This is a genomic window from Salinactinospora qingdaonensis, assembly GCF_039539445.1.
Classification (GTDB): Bacteria; Actinomycetota; Actinomycetes; order Streptosporangiales; family Streptosporangiaceae; genus Salinactinospora; species Salinactinospora qingdaonensis.
On sequence record NZ_BAABDD010000001.1, the window covers coordinates 178,144 to 199,876 of the forward strand.

Here is a 21,733-nt window from a genome sequence, read left to right on the forward strand (position 1 = left end):
CGGGCCTTGATCGTGGCATGGCGCGTGCCACACACGTGCCACAAGGACTCAGTCGGCCGACTGTCCGTCTTTTTTCTCCGCCGTTGGCGCGCCGCCGAGCCCGGAGACCGACCCGAGCGACCGCCCCAGCGCGGCGGCGATGGCCCGATCCCGGTCGGGCGTGGCGTGCTGGTAGATCATCGCTGCCCGCGTGCTGGAGTGGCCCATGCGCGCCATCAGTTCCCGCAGACTCGCCCCCGTGGCAGCCGCCATCGTGTTGCCGGTATGGCGCAGGTCGTGCAGGTGCAACTCGGGCACCCCCGCCTTCTCGCGCGTACGCTTCCAGATGCGATGGAAGTTGCCCCGTCGCGGACGCCCGCCCTTTGGACCGATGAACACCCGGCCGTTCGGCCCGGCTTGGGCGTAGGTGTCCATGTGCCACCGCAGCCGGGGCACGATCTCAACGGGGAAGGCGACGAGCCGACGCCCCGCCCGCGACTTGGGGTCGTCCTCGCTCAGTCGGCCGTTGTCGAGCTGTCCCGTGGGACGGTGAACGCGCACCGTGCAGGCGTCGAGATCGACATCACAGCGCCGCAGCCCCACCAGTTCACCCCACCGCAGCCCCGCGAAGGTGGCCAGCAACACCAGCGCCCGGTAGCGATCATGCATCAGCGTGACCAGCTCGACGACCTTGGCGACCGAAACCACCTCGCGTTCGGGCGAGTCCTCCTTGCCCGCCCCCTCGATCTGGCACGGGTTCTCGCGAACGCGCTTCTCCCGCAGAGCCGTGTTCATGATGGCCCGCAGCAGCCGGTACGCCTTGGCCACCGTGACTGATCCCACGCCAGAGGTGAGCAGCGCCTTACGCCAGCGCCGAACGTCGGCTTGAGTGATGTCCGCGAGCGCGTACTCGCCGAACGTCGGTGCCAGGTGCCGCCGGAGCAGCCCGAGGTACAGCTCTTCGGTTCGCGGCTTGAGCACCCGATCATCGATCCACTGCCGAGCGTAGTCGCTGAACAGGGCCTTGCCGGCGTCCGGGTCAAACCAGTCGCCTTGGGCGATCTCGGCTTCCTTGAGCGTCAGCCAGCGTTCAGCGGCTTTCTTGGTGTCGAAGGTGGTCGGCGCACCGCGCAGCCGCCCGTCCGGCCCCCGGTAGCGCGCTTGGAAGCGACCGGAGGCCAGTTGGCGGACGTTGCCGAAACTGCGGTTCTTCTTGCCCGGCATCAGGCGGCCCTCCTCATGCGCAGGGTGACCGGTTCGACCACGCCAGAGGCGATGAACTCATCCAGCGCGGTTTCGGGGATACGCACATGCCGCCCCAGCTTGACGAAGGTGATGCGCCGTTCCTCGATAAGCCGACGCGGATAGCGCACCGAGGTGTTGAGCCGGTCGGCCGCCTCATCGACGGTCAACAGCCGCCCCGAGGCCCGCCTACTCGTAGCCGCCATCTATGCCGCCTTCCCGGTTGCCGAAAGTTCGCTCTCTCTGCTCTGTCGTGCCGCTTCCAGTTGGGCGCGCCGGTTGAGGGTGTCGCCCACGGCGCGTAAGAGCCGGTGTTCGCGCGGAGGGACGTCGGGATCGGTGGGGCGGGCGAGTTCCCACACCTCGCGGTTGCCGGACAGGTGCAGCGGCACCCCAGCACCGCCCGAGGCCCCGGAGGACGCCGAGGACGGCCCCGAGGCCGAGTCCGAGTCGTCGGGTTCTTCGGTGGGGTTGACGCCGAGCTGTCGGAGGACCCAGGCCAGCCGGTCGGCCCGATGATCCGCGAGGGTCTTGTTGGACCATTTGCGCGAGACCAGCACCCGCCGCCCCGCATAGCCCAGGTGTTCGCGCTTGTGAGCCTTGGAGCGGCAGAACCCGGGGCGCATGCCGGCTTTGGCGTTGGCCGGCTGAATCCCGTAGCGCAGCCAGTTCGCACACGTGGGCGAGCAGGGTTCGAAGCGCAGCGCCTCAACCAACCGATCCACATGGCGTTCCTGTGCTTCGGTGTCGACGGTGTGGCAGTCGGCGACGTCTTTGGTGAGGTATTTGGCCAGGTAGCGCACACACCGGTCAGCATCCGGGGAACCGGCCACCACGCCTTTAGCATCGACCTGGCGGCCCAAACGGCACACGTGCATCGGTTCGGCCTGCGGGTCGGCATCCAAGGCGTCCAGCGCCTCATCCCAGGTGGGCAGCACCTCCCCCGTGACCGGGTCGACATAGTGCCCGGTGGCCTCATCGAAGAGGGGCAGATGATCCCCGCTGTAGATGACCTCATCAGCCTTGGGCCACCACACCTGGTGATAGGTGGCCGCGGCGATCTGGCGCAGCTCGGCGCGGGGCAGGGTGCCGCGGATGGCCATGTGCAGATGCGGCGCCAGGCGTTTTTGGGGTTCGACGGTGGCGAAGTACTGCACATCGAAGCCGGCCACCCGCCGCAGGTTCTGCACGAACCGGTCGATGAGCTTGGAGAAGTGCAGCGCATCCCGGGCCGCACGCCGATAGTCATAGGAGCCCGGATCGACCGGGGTGCCATCGGAGCGCACCCGCCCGTAGGAGTCACAGGTCAGCGTGACGAACAGCGAGGGCCGAAACGTCGCGCCCGAGGCGGGGTCTTCGAAGGTGCGCCCGAGGGTGCGCCGGTTCATCGGCCGCTTGGGCAACTCGGGGGCGTCCTGGCGCCGCCGGGTGGAGCGCACCCGCCGCGACCGCCCCGACGAACCCGCCGAGGAGGATGGGGTGAGTGAGCCCCGCAGCCCCGAGGCCGCGATCTGGCTGTCCAGCTCGGCGATGGCCCCGTCCAGCTCGGCCAGGTGGTCGGGATCGACCGCGCCGGAGGCCGCCAAGTGGTCGCGCTCAGCCGTCACACGTGCGCGTTGTTCGACCCAGGCCCGCTGATGCTCGCTGGGCTCATCCGGGGTAATGGTCGGTTCTTCGGTGAGGTGCCAGCCCTCTTCACACTGGCTGCGCCGGATCGAGCGCTTGCGCTTGGCACAGGCCGGACACCGCGATTCCAGCGTGGCCCCACAGGGCACGTCGACGATTTCCGAGGCGCCGGTGTCGAGGTTGGTGCGCCGCAGGCTCACCGGCCGGATACAGACCCCCTTGTCGGCGGCGACCTGTTCGGCCACCTCGCGTGCCAACGGCTGGGCCATCCGCTCAACCCGCGTGGACTTGCCCGTCGGAGTCGGCATCACGCATCCCCCGCATCCGCCGAGCCGCCCGGCGTGGCCGAGTCGGTGGCCGAACCATCCGGCGTGGCCGAGATGGCCGAGGTGTGGGTGGCCGTCATGTGGTCGATGTCGCCATCGGAGACATAGGCCGCACGCACCCGTACGGGGGCGGGGGTGCCTTCCATGCGGACGAAGGCCACCCCGGGTAGGTCGGGGTCGATCAGGTGGGCGTTGGCGCCGCGGTCGCGTGCGCCCTCGCCCAAGACCATGTCGACTTGGGAGGCCTCATCCAACCGGAGGGCGATCTTGTCGGGGAACAGGTTGCGCAGGTTCAACACCTCCTTACGCGGGTCCTGCAAGGCCGCCAGCACGGCCAGGCCAACCGACCGGCCCTGGCTGGTCAGCGTGGCCAGGGCGTTTTCGGCGCGGCGGCGCACGTCGCGGTCGGGGTGGTAGGCGGTCAGGAAGGCGACCTCGTCGACGACGACCACGATGAAGGGGTCATCGACGCTGGGGGTGTGGCCCCGCCGGGTGCCGGCGTAGCGCGCGGCCCGCTCATGCATCACGGCCACCGCGGATTCGAGCAGCTCCAACGCGGTTTCGCCGGTGTCGGCGTAGGCCGCGAACAGCGGCCGTCCGTAGGACAGTTCCATGCGTTTGGGGTCGATGGCCCAGACTTGTGCGGTGCCGTCGGTGAGGGCCGGGAGCATGGCGCGGATGGCCGACCAGATCACCGCCCCCTTGCCGGAGCCGGTCACCCCGATGGTCAGCACGTGGGTGCCGTGCAAGCGCAGGTGCCAGGGTTGGCCGTCTTCCTGTTGGCCTACCGGCAGCGCCGACAGATCCACCTCACCGGCCGACTCAGCCACATCCAGGGCGGCCAGGGGTGTGGCCAACAGGTCACGGCGCGGAAACTCCAACACCACATCGCGCGGCCCGCGCACGGTGACCCGACAGGAGGGGGCGCCGAAGCCGTGGGCCAGCTCGGCCACCCGCTGTTCCACATCGGCCGGGGCGGTTCCGGCCACCAGCGTGACGCGCACCCGATCCGACCACGCCGTACAGGTGACACGGCGAATACGCGGGAGGTAGCGGCGTTCCTGGTAGGACTCGGCCAGCCCGGCCACCACCAACACCGGCTGCCAGTGGCGCCGATACACCCACACCCAGCGCCACGCCGCCAACGCCCTAAGCGCGACGAAGCGGCGAAACGAGTCCGGCCAACGCCGCCACCACACCAACAGGGCGACATCGACCACCGAGACGGCCACGGCCACGGCTGGCCAGCCCAAGGCCCACCAGATGGCCACCGAGGCCACCACGGCCACGGAGGCGACCGGGAACCGGATGGGCAGCAAGGCGAGCGTGGCCAGCAGGCGGCCCAGCCAGGCCGCGATGATGACAATCCCCGGCGTGGTGACCACCGGGGTCGCAAACCGCACCGCGTGGGCGGGAACCGGGGCGGTGGGTTGGGGTTGCTGCTCACCGGGACGGGGGTTGCGTAGCATCAGCGCTTACCCCCGATCCGAGCCCGCTTAGCGTTGGCCACGGCGCGGGCGTTGTCGGCCACTTCGCGGGACTCGGCATCGCCCCGCTGATCAGCGAGGGCTTCCATCACCTCGGCTTTGATGTCGAACAGGGCGGCATCCTCGCCGGGATCGACCGTGCCCACGGGTTGGCGTGCGCGTTCGCTGAGTAGTTCCGACAATGCGCTGATGTCGGCGATCGTCGAAGAACGATCCGAGGTCGACATAGGGTTAGATACACCTCTTCCACGAGTTTTCGCAGACGAGCGGGAGAGTCAGGGGCGGCCCAGGTGCGCCAACACCTCACGGCCGCCCCGCAGGGATCGAGTCAGGCGGCATCCTTGGCCGCCGAGGCCGCCGTAGCGTTCTTGCGCCCCGCGCCGGGGGTTTTCACCCCGCTGGCGCGCAGCGAGTAGGCCACCCGGGGACGACGCCCGGTTTCGTCGACGTAGGGCATGACCGCCATGCCGTCGAATTCGACGGGCCGAAACGGCAGGCCCGAGACCTCATCGGGCAACGTCGGGCAATGCTCAGCGGCCACCTTGACCTTGACCGACTTGGCTTTGCCCCGCGCATTCGGGTCAGCGTCGATGACATCGACCGCCCACAGCGGCAGGCCCGACTCCTTATCCGTCTGGGGCCGCTTGGTCTCGAAATCGGTGATCGCCTCCACACCCAGCGCGTAGGCGCCGTGGGGGAAGACGGTGGCGAAGGCGACGGGTAGCGCGCCCTGGATTGCCATGGTTGGACCTCCTTGCCCTGGCCTAATGCCAGGGATGGCATACGAAAGCGTGTGGGATATCGCCCCTTCCGAACACGGAAGGTCAGCGGCAATACCCCACACGCTAACCCGTACTTTTTATTTTGTCTAGTAGTTGAAGTACTAGTTGATACTTAGAGTGCGCCCGCACGCCGGGCGAGCCCGCGCAACTCTTCACCGGGAGGGTCTTGGATGGTCAACAGATCCCCCAGGGCTTGGCGCACCAGGGGATGGCTACGGACCTGCTCAGGGGTGATGGTCTCGGCTTCCAGCAGCGCGGCCACGGCCGCCTCAGCGTTGCGCCGCTGTAACTGGGCACGCGCCACGTCGATGAGGAAGCGCCCCCGCCGCTCAGCCGAGAGTTGGGAGGCATCCACCGCCTCAGCGGCCCGCAACGCCACCCCGGCATCGCCGAGGTCGACGGCCACCGCCACCTCATGCAGCCCGACATTGGTCACACCGAACTCGGTGTTGTAGTCGTTGCGCTCACCCCCGATCTCGTCGGCGATCGAGCGCGCGGCCGCGATGTGGCGATAGGCCGCCGTGGCATCGTTGCCCCGCGCAGCGGCCACCGCCCGTTGCAGCGTCAACGCCCCCACCAGCGACATCGCCTCGATTCGGCCCTGATCGACCAACGGCGCCAGCGCCTCACCCGCCGTGCGCCCGGTCGTCTCGACCTGATCGAGGTGGCCCGCACCCAGAAACGTCAGACACAGCCGGAACTCACCAGCGGCCATCAGCAACGCATCCCCGGCGCGTTCGGCCGCCACGATCGCCCGATCGGCCGCGATCCAGGCCGCTTCGAACTCGCCCAGCTTGGTCAACGCCGCCGAGCACGCCTGATAGGTCACCGCCAGCACCCGAAAGAACGGTGCCCGCTGCCCGTTGTCCACCGCACGCGCGGCGGCCTCCAGTTCGGGCACCAGGGCTTCAAGCGCTTCGGTCAGCTCCAGATACCGACCTTCATGGGTCAACTCCCACGCCTGATCAGCACGCCGCGCCAAAGTGTCGACGTCGGCGGGGGCGTGTTCGCCCAACACCGCGTTGAGCGCATGCGCGGCGCTGAGCACCAGCCGCAGTCGGGTACTGCCCGGCGTCTCCTCACTGGCCGCCGCCACGATCGGCGACTCAGCGGCCAAGTCCGCAATCGGGACTTCGAGCACATCGGCGACCTTTTCCAGCACCGACATGCGATCGACCTTGCGCACCCCGCGTTCCACCTGGGACACCCAGGCTTCGGAACGTTCGATCAGACCGGCGAAGTCGCGCTGCGACAGCCCCCGGCGCCGTCGATACTGGGCGATCTTGCGCCCCAGCGCCTTCTGATACTCCGAGGTCACCCCGAGACGCCCTTCTGGTCTGCCACGTCGAGGAAGTCCACCTCGGTGGAGGCCAAAAACGCCCCCCGCTCCTCGAGGAAGCGCTTCACATGGGGCTGTTCCTCATGGGCTTGGAAGGCGTCCCGGTCGCGGTAAAGCTCATAGAAGATGCGTTCCAGCGGCTTGCCCTCCACATGGTGCACGGCATAGATCAGCGTGCCCGGCTCACTCTCGCGGATCTTGGGCAACGTCTCGCCCACCAGGGCGTCAAAGCCCGCCGCGCTCTGCTCATCGGCAAGCGTGAACCTGACTACCAGTCCGAACATGAGGACTCCTCATCTCGCATCGACACTTTGCTGACCGTACTAATAGTGCGCCAAACGTAGTGCAAGTAACAGGAACTTGAAGTACGGTAGCCGTACTAATAGTACTAGCTATGCAGCTCATTGTCTCCCGAGTTGCCCAAAACGCGAGGTGAGACCGCAATGCCCATCTCCCACGACCAAGCACACCACCCCGAGATCGCCGCGTGCCGATGGTTCCCCGGAGATGCCACCTCCATCCGCGACGTCCGCCGCTTCATCACCACCCACCTCAACGGCTGCCCCCGCAGCGACGCCGCCGCCCTACTCGCCAGCGAACTGGCCACCAACGCCCTCCACCACACCCTCTCGAGCAACTGGACCACCGGGTTCCACGTCACCATCGAACACACCCCAACCCAGCACGCCCGCGTCACCGTCCACGACGCCGGAAGCTGGAACAACACCCCCCACCTGACCCAACCCGGCCCCGACACCGAACACGGCCGCGGCCTCTACCTCGTCGACACCATCGCCGACCACTGGGGCACCCACACCGACACCACCGGCCGCAAAACCTGGGCCACCCTCCACTGCCACAGTCCAGCACCACACAACCTCTAGCCACAGCATTGCCGAATTGGGCTATGTGGGATCAAGGCGCCGGCGCTTCGCGCCGACGCACCCGCCCGACGGGGCGCGCCCGGGCTGCGGGCTGCCGCCCGGTCCCGACCGCGCCCCGTCGGCCGAGCAACGGACAGAGCAGACCAACCCCACGGCCCCAGTCACCAGCGCCGCCCCCAGGACGCAGAGACGCGCCACAGCGGCGGATAGGTCCCGGAAGCGCCACGCCCGTTCGCTCGGCTACAGGCCCCATGGTTGCTGACGTTCTGAGACCCGTGGCACACGATCGCGCGACCCTGCCTGTCTATGGCACTGGCCCCGGCGCGATCGAGCACCACGGACCGGAAACCGCGGTTACTCACCGCTGGGGTTGCTGAAGAAACGCCCCATCCGAAAACGTAAAACGTTCACGCCCTTCGGGCTTGGACGCCCTTCGGAACAAGACTGTCGTCATCGACACTGAAGGAAGCACAGAATCACTGGAGTTTCTATGCCCTTCGGGCTTGGACGTCCTTCGGAACCCTTCCGGTTTTTTAGGTGGTCTGACCTGCACGGACGATGTCCGATTGCACGCGATCATCCCCGCACCCACCAAAATGGCGGAGACCCACCTCACAAACCGACCGGTCGCCGTATCTGAGCTGCGAAAACCCGCTGCACGCGATCATGGGTTCTCGCCCCCGACCGCGCGAGGCTGTACACAGCACCAAACACACTCCATCGTGCCACGGCCGAGCGGCGCCGAGTAGGGGAAATTACGACGCTACTCTCCCGCTCCCAGTGCTGGAGCTTCCTTCACCTGCCTGTTGGAACCTCTGGGAAGCCGAACATCGGGCACCACATGAGAGCCCCAGGCCCCAGCGAGCCCATGACGGTGGAGGCAGTCCTGGCCGGAGAGCCGCACACACCGCTCTCAGCAGCCCTCAGGCTTGCCGGAGAACAGGCCGCGACTTCCCCCGGCACGTGCCACGCATGTGCCACACAGGGCGGACAACGGCGGTAAACGACGGGGACTCAGCGGGCAGCGTGCCGCTTGGGGGCAGGTCACGAACGAGGTGCGGCAGCGCGGGAAACGGCGCACCGACCTTCCAAGCTGGTCGTGCGGGTTCGATTCCCGTCGCCCGCTCTTGACGACGAAGGGCCAGGTAGCCACGGAAATCCCGGTCACCTGGCCCCTATCCGTGTCGGGCACCGGAGAATCCCGCGTGCCCGCTACGTGCCCGATGCTCAGACCCGAGCCCCGGCAAGCGGCGGATCGTCGTCATCCCCGTCATCGGTGGCGTTGGTCACGTTCTTGTTACGCCGAGCCTCGTCGAGTTTCGCGCGCGGCCCGCTCCCCCGCCGTGTTTCCTCCCCCGTGGTGCCGGTGAAATGGTCTAAGTTGGCTATTCCGCGCCGGTATGCCTCACTCGGCGACCTTCTGTACCGCAGGTACGCCGGTTAGGTGCCGGACACCACCCACGCGGGAAAGCTCCCCTGCCGACGCGCCGTCGACCTTGCAGGTCCCGTAATGCTCCGCATAGAGCCGGTACCAGGTACGTGCGGGGATCACCCCGCCGTTACGTGCCTCCCCTTGCGGCTGCTCGCATGGTCGTGTGTCGGCCTTGCCTTAACGGCTCTTGGTTAACGATCGTGAAAGACCGGGGAACTCGCGTGCCCCGGCGTGCGAGCGGGAACGGCTGGCGGGGTATCTTGTGCGCCGGGGGTGTCACCCTCTCGGTCGTTGGCGCCGCGAGAGGCGCCACCAAGGCCGGGACATCGCATCAGAGCTGGGTGAATGATGGGGAGTATGGATCGCTCACCAAACGGCACTTCCCCGCTGTCGCTGGCGTGGTTCGCCGCTCCGCCGGCTACCGCGCCGGTGATCGTGACCGGGGCATTCGACGTGTTGCACGTCGGTCACGTGCGCTTTCTGACGGCACTGCGCGAGCGCGGCCTGCCGCTGGTGGTAGGCGTGGAGGGCGACGAGCGTGTACGCGCCTGGAAAGGGCCTGAGCGGCCCATCACCCCCGAGAACGAGCGCGCCGAGATGCTGGCAGCGCTGAGGTGTGTCGACGGCGTCTTCATCATCTCCGGGCCGCCCACGCGCGTCTCCTGGCAGGACTACGCTGAATTGCTGCGACCGCTACGCCCGGCGGCGCTGGCCCACACCCAAGGCGACCCGCACACCGACGCCAAACGGCGCGGCGCCGAGGCGCTCGGGGCGCAGTCGTGGGAACTCCCCCTGACGCAGGGACGCTCCACGACCACGGTGCTGAACCAACTCTCCCAACAGTTGTAGCCACGACTGGGCCAGCCGGGCCAGAAGGCAAGGCGTGGATGTGAGGGCGATCCCGGGCAAGGACGCCGGTCAGGGGCGCCCAAGCCCGAGTGAGCCCGTGGGGTCATGAGTGGCTCTGCCCTTAAGGTGTCGACTCCGGTTCGGGGCGCGACTGGCTGGACGGGGAGGTTCCCACGGTCTTCGACAGCGGCTTTTCAATGATGAAGAAGCTGAGCACGAAACCGACGAAGGCGATGGGCACCGCGTAGAGGAAGATCGGCGGCAGCGCCTCGGCGAAAGCGTTGACGATGATCTCGCGGACCGGGGCGGGGAAAGCCGCCAACATGTCCGGGGTCAGTGAGCTGAGGCCGGCTTCGCCGCCTTGCACCCGCAGCCCCTCAGCGACACGCTGGGGCGCTGCGGCCATCTGGTCCTGTAGCCGGGTGACGAAGATCGCCCCGAACACCGAGATACCAAACGAGGCGCCGATCTGGCGGAAGTAGTTGTTGGCCGAAGTCGCCGCGCCCAGGTCGCGCCGCTCGGCGGTGTTCTGCACGATCAGCACCAGGTTTTGCATGACCATGCCCACTCCCAGGCCCAACGTGAACATAGCAGTGGCGTTGTAGAAGTAGGGAGTGTCGGCGTTCATCTGTGACAGCAGCGTCAACCCGAGCATGATCGTCGCCGTGCCCGCTATCGGCCAGGCCTTGTATCTGCCGGTAGCGGAAATGATCCGGCCGGTGGTGATGGTGGCCCCGAGCATTCCGACGACCACGGGCAGCATGAGCAGCCCCGATGCGGTCGCCGAGGCGCCCTTGACCATCTGCATGAAGGTGGGCAGATAGGCGATGGTGGAAAACATCGCTACCCCGACGGTCACACCGACGAGGGCGGTGAGGTTGAAGTTGCGGTCGCGGAACAGCCGTAGCGGAATGATCGGCTCGTCGGCGAAGCGCTCGGCGACGACGAACAGTACAGCCGCCACAACAGCGGCTACAGCGAGGGCGATGATGATGGGGTCATCCCACTCGTACTGGCTGCCGCCCCAGCTCGTGAAGAGCACGATGGAGGCGCTGGCGATGGCCAGCAGCAAAGTGCCGAGGTAGTCGAGCTTGGGCTTGGGGCCGGACTTCCTGGGCAGCTTGAGCACGATCGCGGTGACGATGAGGGCGACGGCGCCCAGCGGCAGGTTGATGTAGAAGATCCAGCGCCAGTCGAGGTGGTCGGTGAATACGCCGCCCAGCAGCGGGCCGGCCACCGAGGCGATGCCGAAGACTCCCCCCATGAAGCCCATGTACTTGCCGCGCTCGCGGGGGGCGACGACTTCGGCGATGATGGACTGCGCGCCGATCATCAGCCCACCGCCGCCGATCCCCTGCAACGCCCGGAAGAGGATGAGTTGGGTCATGTCCTGGGCGATTCCGCACAGGATCGAGCCGATGAGGAAGACGACGATGGCGAATTGGAAGACCTTCTTGCGACCGAAGAGGTCGCCGGCCTTGCCGTAGATGGGCATGCCGATCGTGGCGGCCAGAATGTAGGCGGTCACCACCCATGACAGGTGTTCCAGCCCGTTGAGCTCACCGACGATGGTGGGAAGCGCTGTGGAGACGATGGTTTGGTCTAGGGCGGCTAAGAGCATCGTCAACATCACGCCGATGAAGACCCAGATGATCTGACGCTGGTTCAGTGGTGCACCGGTCTCCGGTGGCGGAGGCGGTTCTTGCGCTCTTGCGGTTGTCATCTGCCCTCGAAACTTCTGGTGTGCTGCACGGCCGCGAGCGAGCGCGACCAGAGTGATCGAAGCGGGAGACCCGTGTGGTTCCGCAATGGTGAACTGGTGGGGGTGGAGATGGGACGCGGGCGGCGCGGGGTGGTGGCCCGACCTCGGAAGTTTCAGAAAACTTCGTTGAGAGCGCCGAAGGATTCGTCGATGGCGTCGCTGAGGCTGCCGGCGCTGTCTTCGCCTTTCCATCGCCGGATGGCCAAGCGCAGCGCCGCGGCCCCCACGGCCGCGATCAACTGTGGACGCACGTTTCCAGGAGCGTCACCGATGCGTTCGGCGACGGCTTCGGCCACTGCTTGCTCCACCTTGGCGAAGCGCGACAGGAACAGTGGTGTGAGCTGCGGCTCCTGTTCGAGCAGGCGGTGGCGTAGGCGCAGATCCTCTGGTGAGGGGGTGCCCTCCTCTGCCTGCTGGGAGAGGTAGTGCTTGAGGTCATCGACGAGCTTCCCTGTGGGGCCGCCCGAGACGAAGAGCTGGCGCGCGTCCTCGTCGGGAACGCTGGGGTGGTGACCGACGAGTGCCTCTTCCTTGGACGGAAAGTAGTTGAAGAAGGTCCGCGGCGAGACCTCGGCAGCAGCGGTGATCTCTTCAACGGTGACGTTGTCGAGACCGCGTTCGATCACGAGCCGGATCGTATGCTGCTGCAACGCTCGGCGGGTGGCGATCTTTTTGCGCTCGCGCAGGCCGAGTTCCCGTCCTTCCCCCATGACAACATCGTTACATGTCGAGCAAATTTGCACAACATGCAAAACCACAACCGATCGCCCTGCATTCCGTGACACCAGTCACAACGGGCATGTCACGCCGAGCACAGCGGAGACTACTTCTTACCCTTACCCTTTTTTTCTTTTTTGCCCTTTTTGGACTTCTTGTCCTTTTTAGGCTTCTTGGCGTCCTTGGAGGTGACATGATCGGTGAGCGCAGTCGGCACCTCGGACACGCCGGGGCCACCGGCTGCCACCCAGCCGTCGATGGCGTCGACGAGACTGTCGGAGGTCACATCGCCGAGCCAGACCGGCCGCGCCCCCGCTTCCCGTCCGCGAGACGAAGGGTGGACCACCACGACGTTGGCCTGAAAACAAATCCCGAGGCAGTCGCTGGTCCGCGCCGGCACGTCTCGCCCCTCGTCGTCGCGCAACGATTTCAGCCGGCGCCACTGCCCCTTGTGGTCAACCCCGGGACGTTTCTTTTTGGTGCCACAGCAGCAGCCACGGCACACCACGAGCCGACACGGTCTTTCACTCAACTCCGCCTTCACCTTCCATACCTGAGCACACCTGAGGAGCGCACCGTACTCAACGGTATCGACCCAGTTCAGGCAGGTCGTGGGCGGGCACGGCCCCGGGGACGGGAGGCCACTGGAGCGCCACGGCACTCGGCTCTTAGCCTCCGGTGGACGTACCGGGCGGCGAACCGGCCCTGAGTTCGGCCGGTGTTATCCGCCACACCACGTCCTCCCCCACCTCCCCCGAGGTCACCGGGCTTTGCGGAGGAGCGTGGCGAGTGAGCTGGGTGAAGCCGAGCCGTCGCGGCACACCCTCGCTGGCGGCATTGGCCCGATCGTGGATGATCTGTACCCATTCGACCCCGGGCAGGGCAAAGGTCGGTTCCAGCAGCATGGCCACAGCATGAGTCATGATGCCGTGGCCGGTATGGGCCGGGTGGAGCCAGTAGCCGATCTCGGCCCCGGAGCGAGGTCCCCCCGGTGGGGGACAGTGGTCAGCGTCGGGCCCCTTCATCATCACCCCGATCGAACCCACCGGCCCGGCTCCGACGCAGACCGCGAAATCGAACTCCTCGCCCGTTTGCCACTTCACAACGGTGGCAGCGATGAACGAGCGGGCGTCGTTGCGGGTGTAGTCGCGCACCCACGCCATCCAGGGCAGTAGGTGGTCGTAGGACTCCCGCACCAACCGGTAGACAACCTCGGCCTCGTCCTGGCGCCAGCGGCGCAGCCGGATATCCGCGGATTCGAGCGTCGCGGGAGGTCGTTGCATGCACTGATGCTGCCAGTGCAACCGGCCAGCGACAAGAGAACAGGGCCGGCCGCGTGGGTAGGCGATACCCCACCACGGGTGGTGAGAAGGCCCCGGGGCAACCGCGACGCGGTTGCCTTTGGGCACCTAAGGGCAGGGCGAGCGGTCAGTAGGGGCGGCGTCGGCGGTCCATCCGGGTGTCATGGCCCGAATGCCGGTTGCTATGGCCGAGGTACTGCTCAGCCGTGCGGGTGACCTTATCGAGGTGGCGGTTGTACTTACCGCCGGTGCGCCGCTTGACGTAGTCGCTCGCCGAGCGGACGCTGCGGTTGACCTGGTCAGGATTTTTCCGCGCGTACTTCAGCACTTGCCACAAGAGGCGCTTCATACTGGCCATCATCATCTCCCCTCCCGGCCGGGGCTAACCGGCCGTCACAGATACGACGATACGGCCCTGCGCGTAGTTCCGACGTAAAGAACGCTGACGGCGGTGTTGCGGCGGGGTTACTTGTTCTGCTCGCGCTCAGCGGCCTCTCCCTGCTGCTCGCGCGGCTCGTCGGACTCGTCCTGTTGGTCTTGCTGGTCATCGGTGAGGTAGTCGGTGGCTTTCTCCGTGGCCTTGTCGATCTGCTCGTCGTACTTGCCGCCCGTCTTCTCTTTGACGAACTCCCCCACCTTTTCGGCGCCTTGGGAGACCTGCTCGCTGTGCTCACTGGCGGTCTTCTTGGCCTTGTCGAAAGCCTCGCCGAGCCCGGCCATGACGATCCCCTCACAGTTGTACTGACGGCGGTGGTCTTTCGCCGCGCCGCTACCCACCGGCCGCGCGGTCATGCGAGCGTGTCGGCGCTAACGCGGTCAGATCCCCAAAACCGCGCGAGCGATCGTGAAGTAGATGAGCAGGCCTGTGGCGTCGACCAGAGTCGACACCAAGGGGGCGGAAACCACGGCGGGATCGACGCCGACCCGCCGTGCCAGCAGCGGCATGGTACTGCCGATGACCGCGGCCCAGATGCAGATCGCGATGACTGACATCGCCACCGCGACCGCGATATCGACGCCGACGAGAAACGACCCGATGAGCAGCGCGATCGCGGCGAGCATTATCCCCAAAACGACGCCCACCCGCGACTCTTTCCACGCGACTTTGGGCAGGTCGCGCAGGCGCACCTCGCCCACAGCCAGGGCACGCACGATCGCGGTCGCCGACTGGGAGCCCACATTGCCCCCGGTCCCGGTCAGCATGGGCACGAAGAGGGCGAGGGCGGTGACTTCCTCCAAGGTGGCCTCGAAGCCCTGCATGACGTTGACCGTGAGGGTTGAGGCCACGATGAGCAGCAGCAGCCACACCGAGCGCGCGCGGGCCAGCCGTAGCACCGAGGCCGCAACATAGTGGCCGGCCACCGGGCTGGCGCCGGACTGGCGGGCGATGTCCTCGGAGTCGGCTGCCTCGATCAGTTCGATGGCGTCATCGAAGGTGAGGATGCCAACGAAGCGCTCTTCGGAGTCGACGACCGGCAACGCGACCAAGTTGGCCTGCTGCATGAGTCGGGCGGCGTCCTCGGCGGGCTCGCTGGCTTGCACCCGGGGCACGAAAACGTCGACCACGTCTTTGATCAGCGTGTCAGGCTCGCTGACGACGAGGTCACCGAGTTGGACGGTGCCGGCGAGGCGCCGCCCGTCGTCGACGACCGGCAATGTGTAGATGTTCTCGGCGTCGGCGCCTTTGGCGCGCACGACCTCCAGCGCCCGCGCGATCGTGAGGTCACGGTGCAAGATGACCGTCTCGGGGGTCATGTAGCGGCCGACAGAGCCCTCCGGGTAGCCCAGCAGCGCCGCGGTCATCTTGCGTTCGGCCGGGCTGAGACCGGCCAGGGCACGGGTGGCGATCTTGGCCGGAGCCTCCCCGATCAGGCGGGCACGGTCATCGGGGTCCATCTCCTCCAGGAGTTCGCGAAAGGCGCCATCGCGCAGCCCCATGAGGATCTCCTGCTGGTGGACCGGGTCCAGCTCCTCGAACACCTCAAGTTCGCGGTCCTTGTCCAACAGCCGGAACGGGATGATGGCCAGGTGGCTGTCCATGCGCGCGAGTTCGTCGGCGATCTCGTAAGGGGGATGTTCAGCCAGCCACAGCCGCATGTCGGTGAGATCGTTGCTCTCCACCAGGTCGGCCAAGCCGCTGGGTTCGAGCTGTCGCTCGCCGTCAGCCATGCTGAGCACCCCCTTGTCGTCACGCGCGGGTGTAGCCGGTGCATGCCGTGATGGACGCTGAGCCCACGTGGGAACGTGCGATGCCGGGATATCCGCGAACCGGCCGGTGTTGGGCTGTCGGGTGTGACACGTGCTCCGCTGCGCGGGTCGGCGTACCGGCGCCGCGGCCTCGTCCGTCCCGGAGTCCAGGACCGCGGATGGGGCGCAGGGGATGCGGGGCGATGCGTCACTCCCCCACCCAAGGAACACCTCGACTTTACCCGTGTCGTGGCGCTCGACGGCATGTCCCCGACCACAGGGGGCAGACTGTCGGTCACGCGGTGGGCGGCGTTCAGCCCGACGTTGGCCCGCCGTCACTCCCCTTGTCGGAGCACCGTCAGGAGCGCCAGACGATCACGAGCGCGCAGTCATCGTTCTTGTCGCGGCTGAGGGTATCGACGACCCCGACGGCACCTTGGGAGAACCCCCTGGTCACCAGGTGCTCGGAGACGGAGAGCAGCCGGTCGACCCCGGAATCGAGGTCCTCGCCGGGCGTTTCGATGAGGCCGTCGGTGTAGAGCATGATGGCGTCGCCGGGGCGCAGCCGCCCTTTGACGGGGGTGTAGCTCATCTCGGGGATGACACCGAGAACGACGCCTTTGGCGTCGGTGGTGCCCCAGCAGCCCTTGCCGCTGTCGAACTGCACGGCGGGTGGGTGGCCGGCTGAGGCGATGAGGTAGTCGCCGGTGGTGAGATCGATACTGAGGTGGACCGCGGTGACAAACCCCTCTCCGACAGCGGTGCGCATGAGGTAGTCGTTGCAGTGAGAGAGGAATTCGGTGCTGGGGACGGCGCTGATCAGCCCACCAAAGGCCCCCGACAGCAGCAGAGCGCGGGTACCGGCGTCGACGCCTTTGCCGGAGACGTCCACGACGGCCACCTCGAGCCGGTTGCCGCGGCGGATGGAGACGACGAAGTCACCGCCGAAGGAGGAGCCACCGGCTTGGCGCAGGACCGCCTTGGTTCCCCACCCTGAGCCGAGGTTGGGCAACTGCCCTTGAGCGCGCAGCCGGTCGCGCAGCTCCAGCAGCATCTTCTCCCCGCTGAGGCCCTGCACACCCAACCGTTCGCGCACGCCCGAGAGCAGATAGGCCAGTACGGCGGTGACACCAATGGTGACGAGCAGGCCGGGACCCACTTGCCCGAAGTCGAGGGCGAAGGCGGTGAACAGCAGCACCACGGCCACGACCACGAGCAGGAATGCCAAGCTCTTGCGTTTGAGCAGCAGACCGCCGGCCAGGACCGTGAGGATGACGGCACTCGGCGGGAACCAGCCGTGCGGCCCCCAGACCGCGCCGATACCGATGCCAAGCGCCAGCATCACCAGCGTGATGAGGACCAGGCGGTAGCGGAAGAGCACCTTGCGGCGGAGTAGCGCGACCGCTCGTTGCCACAGGTGCCTCACCTGGCGAACGAGTTTCGGAGCACGCGAGCCGATCATCGTTGCCGCACTGTAGCGTGCAAAACCATCCCAAGCACGCTTTGAACGACCACAACGGCACGGATCACCCGAAATCTGGAGGTATCAGACGGCGGGTATGTATCGCAGCGGCGCGCCCCGGCCCCGCTGTAAAGAACCGGCCAATACCTCTCCAGCGTGCACGCCGAAAACTCCGCACAACTACCCATAGTCCAGTATGAGCAGAGAGAGCCCCGGCCGTCAGGCGTCCAGCCGTCTCCGGTGAGGTAATCCACGAGAAACCCCCAGCCGGACAATCATGAAACCCGAGTTTGGGACATTCATCATTGCGGGCGCGGGGTGTGAGGCCCCTCGCGAGACAGGTGAGCCACCACTCCAGCAGGCCGCGCGACGGATCGGTGCCCGCAACGGACACGGCTGATAGGCCGATCCGACATGTCCCCATCATCGGCGGGGGATCGGCAGGGCATGCCCCACGCCGGCGAGTCCCGTGGCCAAAGCGGGAATGGCCAGCGCAGGCAGGTCAACGACGCGCCTACCGACTGTCCGCGCCACGAGTGCGGGGCGTTGCAGGGCCACCAGCGCGGTACTAGCGTCACGGCAAAGCGCACACGATCGCGGGAGAGGGGTGAACACGACATGGCCCGCACCCACATCACACTGTCGGCGGCCATGCGGGCACGGGATGTCTCACGGCCGCGCGGCACCGACGACGCTCCCGCCCCAAGCGCCACTGAGGAACCGGCCGAGAGCGCCCCGGTCACCACGGAGACGCGAGCAGACGGCACCACGGCTCCGGCGAGCCGAGACGAGCGTGGCAGCGCCGGCTCGCCACCGGCGCAGCCGTCCACCGAAAGTCCCGAGCCGTTGGTGGTGCCCCCTGCGCCGGTGCCCAAGGGACGCGGGCGAGGGCGGCGCCGCGGCGGGCGGCGCCGCAGGTGAGTCGGTCACAGGGCGTGGCCCAGGCCGCTATGGCAGCGGCGGCAACTCCCCACTGCGCTCATAGCGGTCAAGCATGTCGATACGGCACGTGTGACGCTCCTCACCGCTGTAAGCGGTGGTGAGGAAAGTCTCGACAAAGCCGACGGCCTCGGCCGTGGTGTGCATCCGCGCACCTATGGCGACGACGTTGGCGTCGTTGTGCTGGCGTGCCAGCGCGGCGGTCTCGGTGCTCCAGGCCAGCGCGGCGCGCACGCCGGCGACCTTGTTGGCGGCGATCTGCTCTCCGTTGCCGGAGCCACCGATCACCACCCCCAGGGAGCCGGGCTCCCCCGCGACGCCCTCGGCAGCGCGCAAGACGAACGGCGGATAGTGGTCGGCCGGATCGTAGTGGAAGGGTCCGGCGTCGATGGCCTCGTGGCCCTGCTCCTTCAACCAGGAGATGAGGTGTTCTTTGAGCTCGTAGCCCGCATGATCGGATCCAAGGTAAACACGCACACGCCTAGTTTGGCAGGGGCGCCGGCGGGCGCGACACGCGCGCCCGCCAACGGCGGCATCTGCCGAAGACGGGCACTAGCCTAGCGGCAGGCCGGTGGCCGCTGTGGCGATCCCCATCCCCAGAAGGGCGAAGAGGGCGAGGGAGGCCAGCGCCAGGAGATTGACCAGCACGATGGCTTTCAGGTCGCTGCCCAGGGGAGCGGCCTTGGAGACGGGAGCCTTGCGCAACGCACACCTCGGTTCGTCGTCGGTCGATAGGGGCGGACACACAGAACCGCCGATAGCGGCGGCCTCAAATTCTGCCTCAGTTGACAAGACGGGCAAGCCCCCCGAGCGATTCCCCACGCTGATGTGATCGTCGTCTCTGCGGGGCCGCCGCGCTGGGGCGCGCCCGCCCGGCTCACCGACAGCACTGCCGGCGAGCCGGGACAGGGCTTCAGAGCTGGACGGACTTGACCTCGCAGAACTCCTCCAGGCCAAAGGCACCCCATTCGCGGCCAACACCGGATTGGCGATATCCACCGAAGGGGGCGAGCGGGTTGAAGTTGGCTCCGTTGATGTCGACCTGACCGGCCCGCAGTCGCCGAGCCACCGGCAGGGCGCGCTCCTGGCTGCCGGCCCAGACAGCGGCGTTGAGGCCATAGACGGTGTCGTTGGCGATCGACACGGCCTCCTCCTCGGTGTCGTAGCTGATGATCGCCAAGACCGGCCCGAAGATCTCCTCTTGGGCGATGCGCATGTCGTTGCGCACGTCGGCGAAGACGGTGGGCCGCACGAAGTAGCCCCGGCCGACTCCCTCAGGGGGCTCGGTGCCACCGGTTACCAGCCGCGCGCCCTCGGAGATGCCCAGCTCGATGTAGCCGCGGACTCGCTCGCGCTGCTCCGCTGAGATCAGCGGTCCCATTCGAACGGTGGAGTCGAACGGGTCGCCCACGGTGACCTTGGCCGCTGCCGCCGCGGCGAGTTCGACGGCCTCCTCGTAGGAGTCGCGGTGCACCAGCATGCGGGTGAGGGCGTTACAGCTCTGGCCGGTGTTGCGCATGACGTCGGCCACCCCACGCTTGACGGCGCGGGTCAGATCCGCGTCGGGCAGGATCACGTTGGGCGACTTCCCGCCGAGTTCGAGAGCGACCTTCTTGACAGTGGCGGCACCTACCTCGGCCACCCGCTGGCCGGCGCGCACCGAGCCGGTGAACGACACCATGTCGATGTCGGGGTGGGCCGCGATGGCTTCTCCCACCACCGGCCCCGTCCCCGAGACGAGATTGAACACGCCCGCGGGCAGGCCGGCGTCATGGCAGGCCTGGGCGAGCGCGTAAGCGCCCAGCGGAGCGATCTCGGTGGGCTTGAGTACGACCGTGTTCCCCGCGGCCATAGCGGGGATCACTTTGAGCACGATCTGGTGCAACGGGTAGTTCCACGGCGTGATGGCGCCCACGACACCGTAGGGCTCGCGGAAGACAAGCGAGCTGCCCACCCGCTCCCCGTTGAAGAACCGCTCACCCACCTCACCGTTGATCAGGTCGAGGTTGGTTGACCACATAGTCAGCGGCAGTCCCGTCTGCACCTGGGAGGCGAAGGTCAGGGGAGCCCCGATGTCGGTGGCGATGGTGCGCGCGACCTCGTCGGCGCGCTGGGAGAAGAGTTCGTGGACCCGGGCCAGGTGGGCGTGGCGCTCACTCACCGAAAGAGCTGACCAGGTGGGAAACGCGGCCCTGGCAGCGGCGACGGCGCGCTCGACGTCCTTGGGATCGCCGGCTGGCACCTGGTCGATGGTCTCCTCGGTGGCGGGGTTGACCACATCCAGCGTCTCGGCCGAAGCGGAATCGGCCCAGGCTCCATTGAGGTAAAGGGATCGCATAGACCCCACTTTCCCAGAACCGAATTCTGTTATGTGCCCCCGCCACCCCTCTAGCGCGACGGGCGCTTCGGCCGCCGGTGACGAACCGGAAGCGCCCGCCAGGTGGAAAAGCTCTCAGTCCCAGTGGGGAGGGCGTTCCTCTAGCAAACGGGCGACGTCGTCGCCGTCAGCGAACGTGTCGCCCCACCCTGCCGCCCGTTCCTCAACGGCGGTGTCGGGCAGGATCTCGATGTCGTCGTCGAACAGCTCGACCGGCCGCTCGTCGTCAGGTGCGCTCATGCCTTCCCCCGGGATCGCGAGTACACGTTGTCAGTCGAAGATGGGGTCGCGGGTCCGGCTGCGCTTGAGTTCAAAAAAGCCGTCGGTACCCGCCACGAGCAGGACGCCGTCCCACAGTTTGGCAGCTTCGTCCGCCCTGGGGGTCGGAGAGACGACGGGTCCGAAGAACGAGACGCCGTTGACCGAAATCACGGGGGTACCGACCTCGTACCCGACCCGGTCCATGCCATCGTGGTGCGACCTGCGCAAGGCATCATCGTAGTCGGTGACGTCAGCGGCTTCGGCCAGGTCGGCCGGTAGCCCGGCCTCGGTCAGCGCTGCGGTGAGCGTCTCGGCGGTGCGCGGCTCCTTGGCGAGGTGGTACCGGTTGCCGAGGGCCGTGTAGAGAGGGCCGAGGACATCGTTGCCCAGGCGCTGCTCAGCGGCGATGGCCACCCGCGCCGGTCCCCACGCCTCCCGCAGCAAGGTGCGATACTCCTCGGAGACGTCCTTGTCCTCGTTGAGCACCGCCAAGCTCATGACGTGCCAACGGGTACGAACCGGGCGCACCTTCTCGACCTCCAGCATCCACCGGGAGGTCAGCCAGGCCCACGGGCACAGGGGATCAAACCAGAAGTCGACATTGGCGGGCTGCTCGCTCACGCTGATCTCCTCATCCTCAGATTCGGGGCTGGGGAATCCCGATGTCTCGTGTCCCCGGGGGTAGAGCAACAGCTAACAGCCGGGGCGGGGGAATCCCGCTGGAGCTAACCGCCGCGCTAGGTTCCGCATTCCTGGAGGATGCGTGGCAGTATCGAACTCG

Annotated in this window: 25 protein-coding genes; 3 read left to right on the forward strand and 22 right to left on the reverse strand. The window is 67.2% G+C overall.

Features of this window, described 5'->3' with window-relative positions; genetic code table 11:
* Positions 1-48: 48 nt before the first annotated feature.
* The 8 genes from ABD848_RS00755 to ABD848_RS00790 all read right to left on the reverse strand — a co-directional run bounded on the left by ABD848_RS00755 (position 49) and on the right by ABD848_RS00790 (position 7,065).
* On the reverse strand, positions 49-1,203 hold the full coding sequence (locus ABD848_RS00755; RefSeq protein ID WP_344966274.1) for a tyrosine-type recombinase/integrase: 1,155 nt from the start codon (positions 1,201-1,203) through the stop codon (positions 49-51).
* Positions 1,203-1,427 (reverse strand): helix-turn-helix domain-containing protein, encoded by a 225-nt coding sequence (locus tag ABD848_RS00760; protein WP_344966275.1) that lies wholly within the window; start codon positions 1,425-1,427, stop codon positions 1,203-1,205. Before ABD848_RS00760 ends, ABD848_RS00755 begins: the two co-directional genes overlap by 1 nt.
* Positions 1,428-3,155: a replication initiator gene (locus ABD848_RS00765; RefSeq protein WP_344966276.1), complete on the reverse strand. Its 1,728-nt coding sequence runs from the start codon at positions 3,153-3,155 to the stop codon at positions 1,428-1,430. It abuts the gene before it with no gap.
* Complete coding sequence (locus tag ABD848_RS00770; RefSeq protein WP_344966277.1) at positions 3,155-4,642, reverse strand: cell division protein FtsK; 1,488 nt, start codon at positions 4,640-4,642, stop codon at positions 3,155-3,157. The genes ABD848_RS00765 and ABD848_RS00770 overlap by 1 nt, the downstream gene beginning before the upstream one ends.
* Complete coding sequence (locus tag ABD848_RS00775; RefSeq protein ID WP_344966278.1) at positions 4,642-4,887, reverse strand: hypothetical protein; 246 nt, start codon at positions 4,885-4,887, stop codon at positions 4,642-4,644. Before ABD848_RS00775 ends, ABD848_RS00770 begins: the two co-directional genes overlap by 1 nt.
* Before the next feature lie 101 nt (positions 4,888-4,988).
* Complete coding sequence (locus tag ABD848_RS00780) at positions 4,989-5,402, reverse strand: plasmid replication, integration and excision activator (protein ID WP_344966279.1); 414 nt, start codon at positions 5,400-5,402, stop codon at positions 4,989-4,991.
* 152 nt (positions 5,403-5,554) lie between these two features.
* Positions 5,555-6,760, reverse strand: coding sequence for a helix-turn-helix domain-containing protein (locus ABD848_RS00785; RefSeq protein ID WP_344966280.1), 1,206 nt, complete (start codon positions 6,758-6,760; stop codon positions 5,555-5,557).
* Positions 6,757-7,065, reverse strand: coding sequence for a putative quinol monooxygenase (locus tag ABD848_RS00790; protein ID WP_344966281.1), 309 nt, complete (start codon positions 7,063-7,065; stop codon positions 6,757-6,759). Before ABD848_RS00790 ends, ABD848_RS00785 begins: the two co-directional genes overlap by 4 nt.
* A 159-nt stretch (positions 7,066-7,224) precedes the next feature.
* On the opposite strand from ABD848_RS00790, the gene ABD848_RS00795 reads away from it, so the two are divergent.
* Complete coding sequence (locus tag ABD848_RS00795; RefSeq protein WP_344966282.1) at positions 7,225-7,665, forward strand: ATP-binding protein; 441 nt, start codon at positions 7,225-7,227, stop codon at positions 7,663-7,665.
* Between the two features lie 1,780 nt (positions 7,666-9,445).
* The gene (locus ABD848_RS00800) at positions 9,446-9,946 is read left to right on the forward strand and encodes an adenylyltransferase/cytidyltransferase family protein (protein WP_425567374.1); all 501 of its coding nucleotides are present in this window, start codon (positions 9,446-9,448) and stop codon (positions 9,944-9,946) included.
* 121 nt (positions 9,947-10,067) lie between these two features.
* Here ABD848_RS00800 and ABD848_RS00805 read toward each other — a convergent pair whose 3' ends face one another.
* The 9 genes from ABD848_RS00805 to ABD848_RS00845 all read right to left on the reverse strand — a co-directional run bounded on the left by ABD848_RS00805 (position 10,068) and on the right by ABD848_RS00845 (position 17,933).
* The gene (locus tag ABD848_RS00805) at positions 10,068-11,669 is read right to left on the reverse strand and encodes an MDR family MFS transporter (RefSeq protein ID WP_344966284.1); all 1,602 of its coding nucleotides are present in this window, start codon (positions 11,667-11,669) and stop codon (positions 10,068-10,070) included.
* Between the two features lie 152 nt (positions 11,670-11,821).
* Positions 11,822-12,418, reverse strand: coding sequence for an acyl-CoA-like ligand-binding transcription factor (locus ABD848_RS00810; RefSeq protein WP_344966285.1), 597 nt, complete (start codon positions 12,416-12,418; stop codon positions 11,822-11,824).
* Between the two features lie 113 nt (positions 12,419-12,531).
* The gene (locus ABD848_RS00815) at positions 12,532-12,969 is read right to left on the reverse strand and encodes a (2Fe-2S) ferredoxin domain-containing protein (protein WP_344966286.1); all 438 of its coding nucleotides are present in this window, start codon (positions 12,967-12,969) and stop codon (positions 12,532-12,534) included.
* A gap of 124 nt (positions 12,970-13,093) precedes the next feature.
* Positions 13,094-13,708, reverse strand: a complete 615-nt coding sequence (locus ABD848_RS00820; RefSeq protein ID WP_344966287.1) for a GNAT family N-acetyltransferase — start codon at positions 13,706-13,708, stop codon at positions 13,094-13,096.
* A gap of 145 nt (positions 13,709-13,853) precedes the next feature.
* The gene (locus ABD848_RS00825; protein ID WP_344966288.1) at positions 13,854-14,075 is read right to left on the reverse strand and encodes an antitoxin; all 222 of its coding nucleotides are present in this window, start codon (positions 14,073-14,075) and stop codon (positions 13,854-13,856) included.
* Positions 14,076-14,191: 116 nt separating this feature from the next.
* Positions 14,192-14,518: an antitoxin gene (locus ABD848_RS00830; protein ID WP_344966289.1), complete on the reverse strand. Its 327-nt coding sequence runs from the start codon at positions 14,516-14,518 to the stop codon at positions 14,192-14,194.
* A 24-nt stretch (positions 14,519-14,542) separates the two neighbouring features.
* Positions 14,543-15,895, reverse strand: a complete 1,353-nt coding sequence (mgtE, locus tag ABD848_RS00835; protein WP_344966290.1) for a magnesium transporter — start codon at positions 15,893-15,895, stop codon at positions 14,543-14,545.
* A 376-nt stretch (positions 15,896-16,271) separates the two neighbouring features.
* Entirely contained in the window at positions 16,272-17,375 is a 1,104-nt protein-coding gene (locus ABD848_RS00840) for a PP2C family protein-serine/threonine phosphatase (protein WP_344966291.1), read from the reverse strand.
* Positions 17,376-17,798: 423 nt separating this feature from the next.
* The gene (locus tag ABD848_RS00845) at positions 17,799-17,933 is read right to left on the reverse strand and encodes a hypothetical protein (RefSeq protein ID WP_344966292.1); all 135 of its coding nucleotides are present in this window, start codon (positions 17,931-17,933) and stop codon (positions 17,799-17,801) included.
* Between the two features lie 60 nt (positions 17,934-17,993).
* On the opposite strand from ABD848_RS00845, the gene ABD848_RS00850 reads away from it, so the two are divergent.
* On the forward strand, positions 17,994-18,296 hold the full coding sequence (locus ABD848_RS00850; protein ID WP_344966293.1) for a hypothetical protein: 303 nt from the start codon (positions 17,994-17,996) through the stop codon (positions 18,294-18,296).
* A 27-nt stretch (positions 18,297-18,323) separates the two neighbouring features.
* Here ABD848_RS00850 and ABD848_RS00855 read toward each other — a convergent pair whose 3' ends face one another.
* The 5 genes from ABD848_RS00855 to ABD848_RS00875 form a co-directional block, all read right to left on the reverse strand.
* Positions 18,324-18,791, reverse strand: coding sequence for a ribose-5-phosphate isomerase (locus ABD848_RS00855; RefSeq protein WP_344966294.1), 468 nt, complete (start codon positions 18,789-18,791; stop codon positions 18,324-18,326).
* A gap of 75 nt (positions 18,792-18,866) precedes the next feature.
* Entirely contained in the window at positions 18,867-19,019 is a 153-nt protein-coding gene (locus ABD848_RS00860) for a hypothetical protein (protein WP_344966295.1), read from the reverse strand.
* 208 nt (positions 19,020-19,227) lie between these two features.
* Positions 19,228-20,652: an aldehyde dehydrogenase family protein gene (locus tag ABD848_RS00865; RefSeq protein ID WP_344966296.1), complete on the reverse strand. Its 1,425-nt coding sequence runs from the start codon at positions 20,650-20,652 to the stop codon at positions 19,228-19,230.
* Positions 20,653-20,766: 114 nt separating this feature from the next.
* Positions 20,767-20,931, reverse strand: a complete 165-nt coding sequence (locus tag ABD848_RS00870) for a hypothetical protein (protein WP_344966297.1) — start codon at positions 20,929-20,931, stop codon at positions 20,767-20,769.
* A gap of 30 nt (positions 20,932-20,961) precedes the next feature.
* The gene (locus tag ABD848_RS00875; protein ID WP_344966298.1) at positions 20,962-21,573 is read right to left on the reverse strand and encodes a mycothiol-dependent nitroreductase Rv2466c family protein; all 612 of its coding nucleotides are present in this window, start codon (positions 21,571-21,573) and stop codon (positions 20,962-20,964) included.
* Positions 21,574-21,733 lie beyond the last annotated feature (160 nt).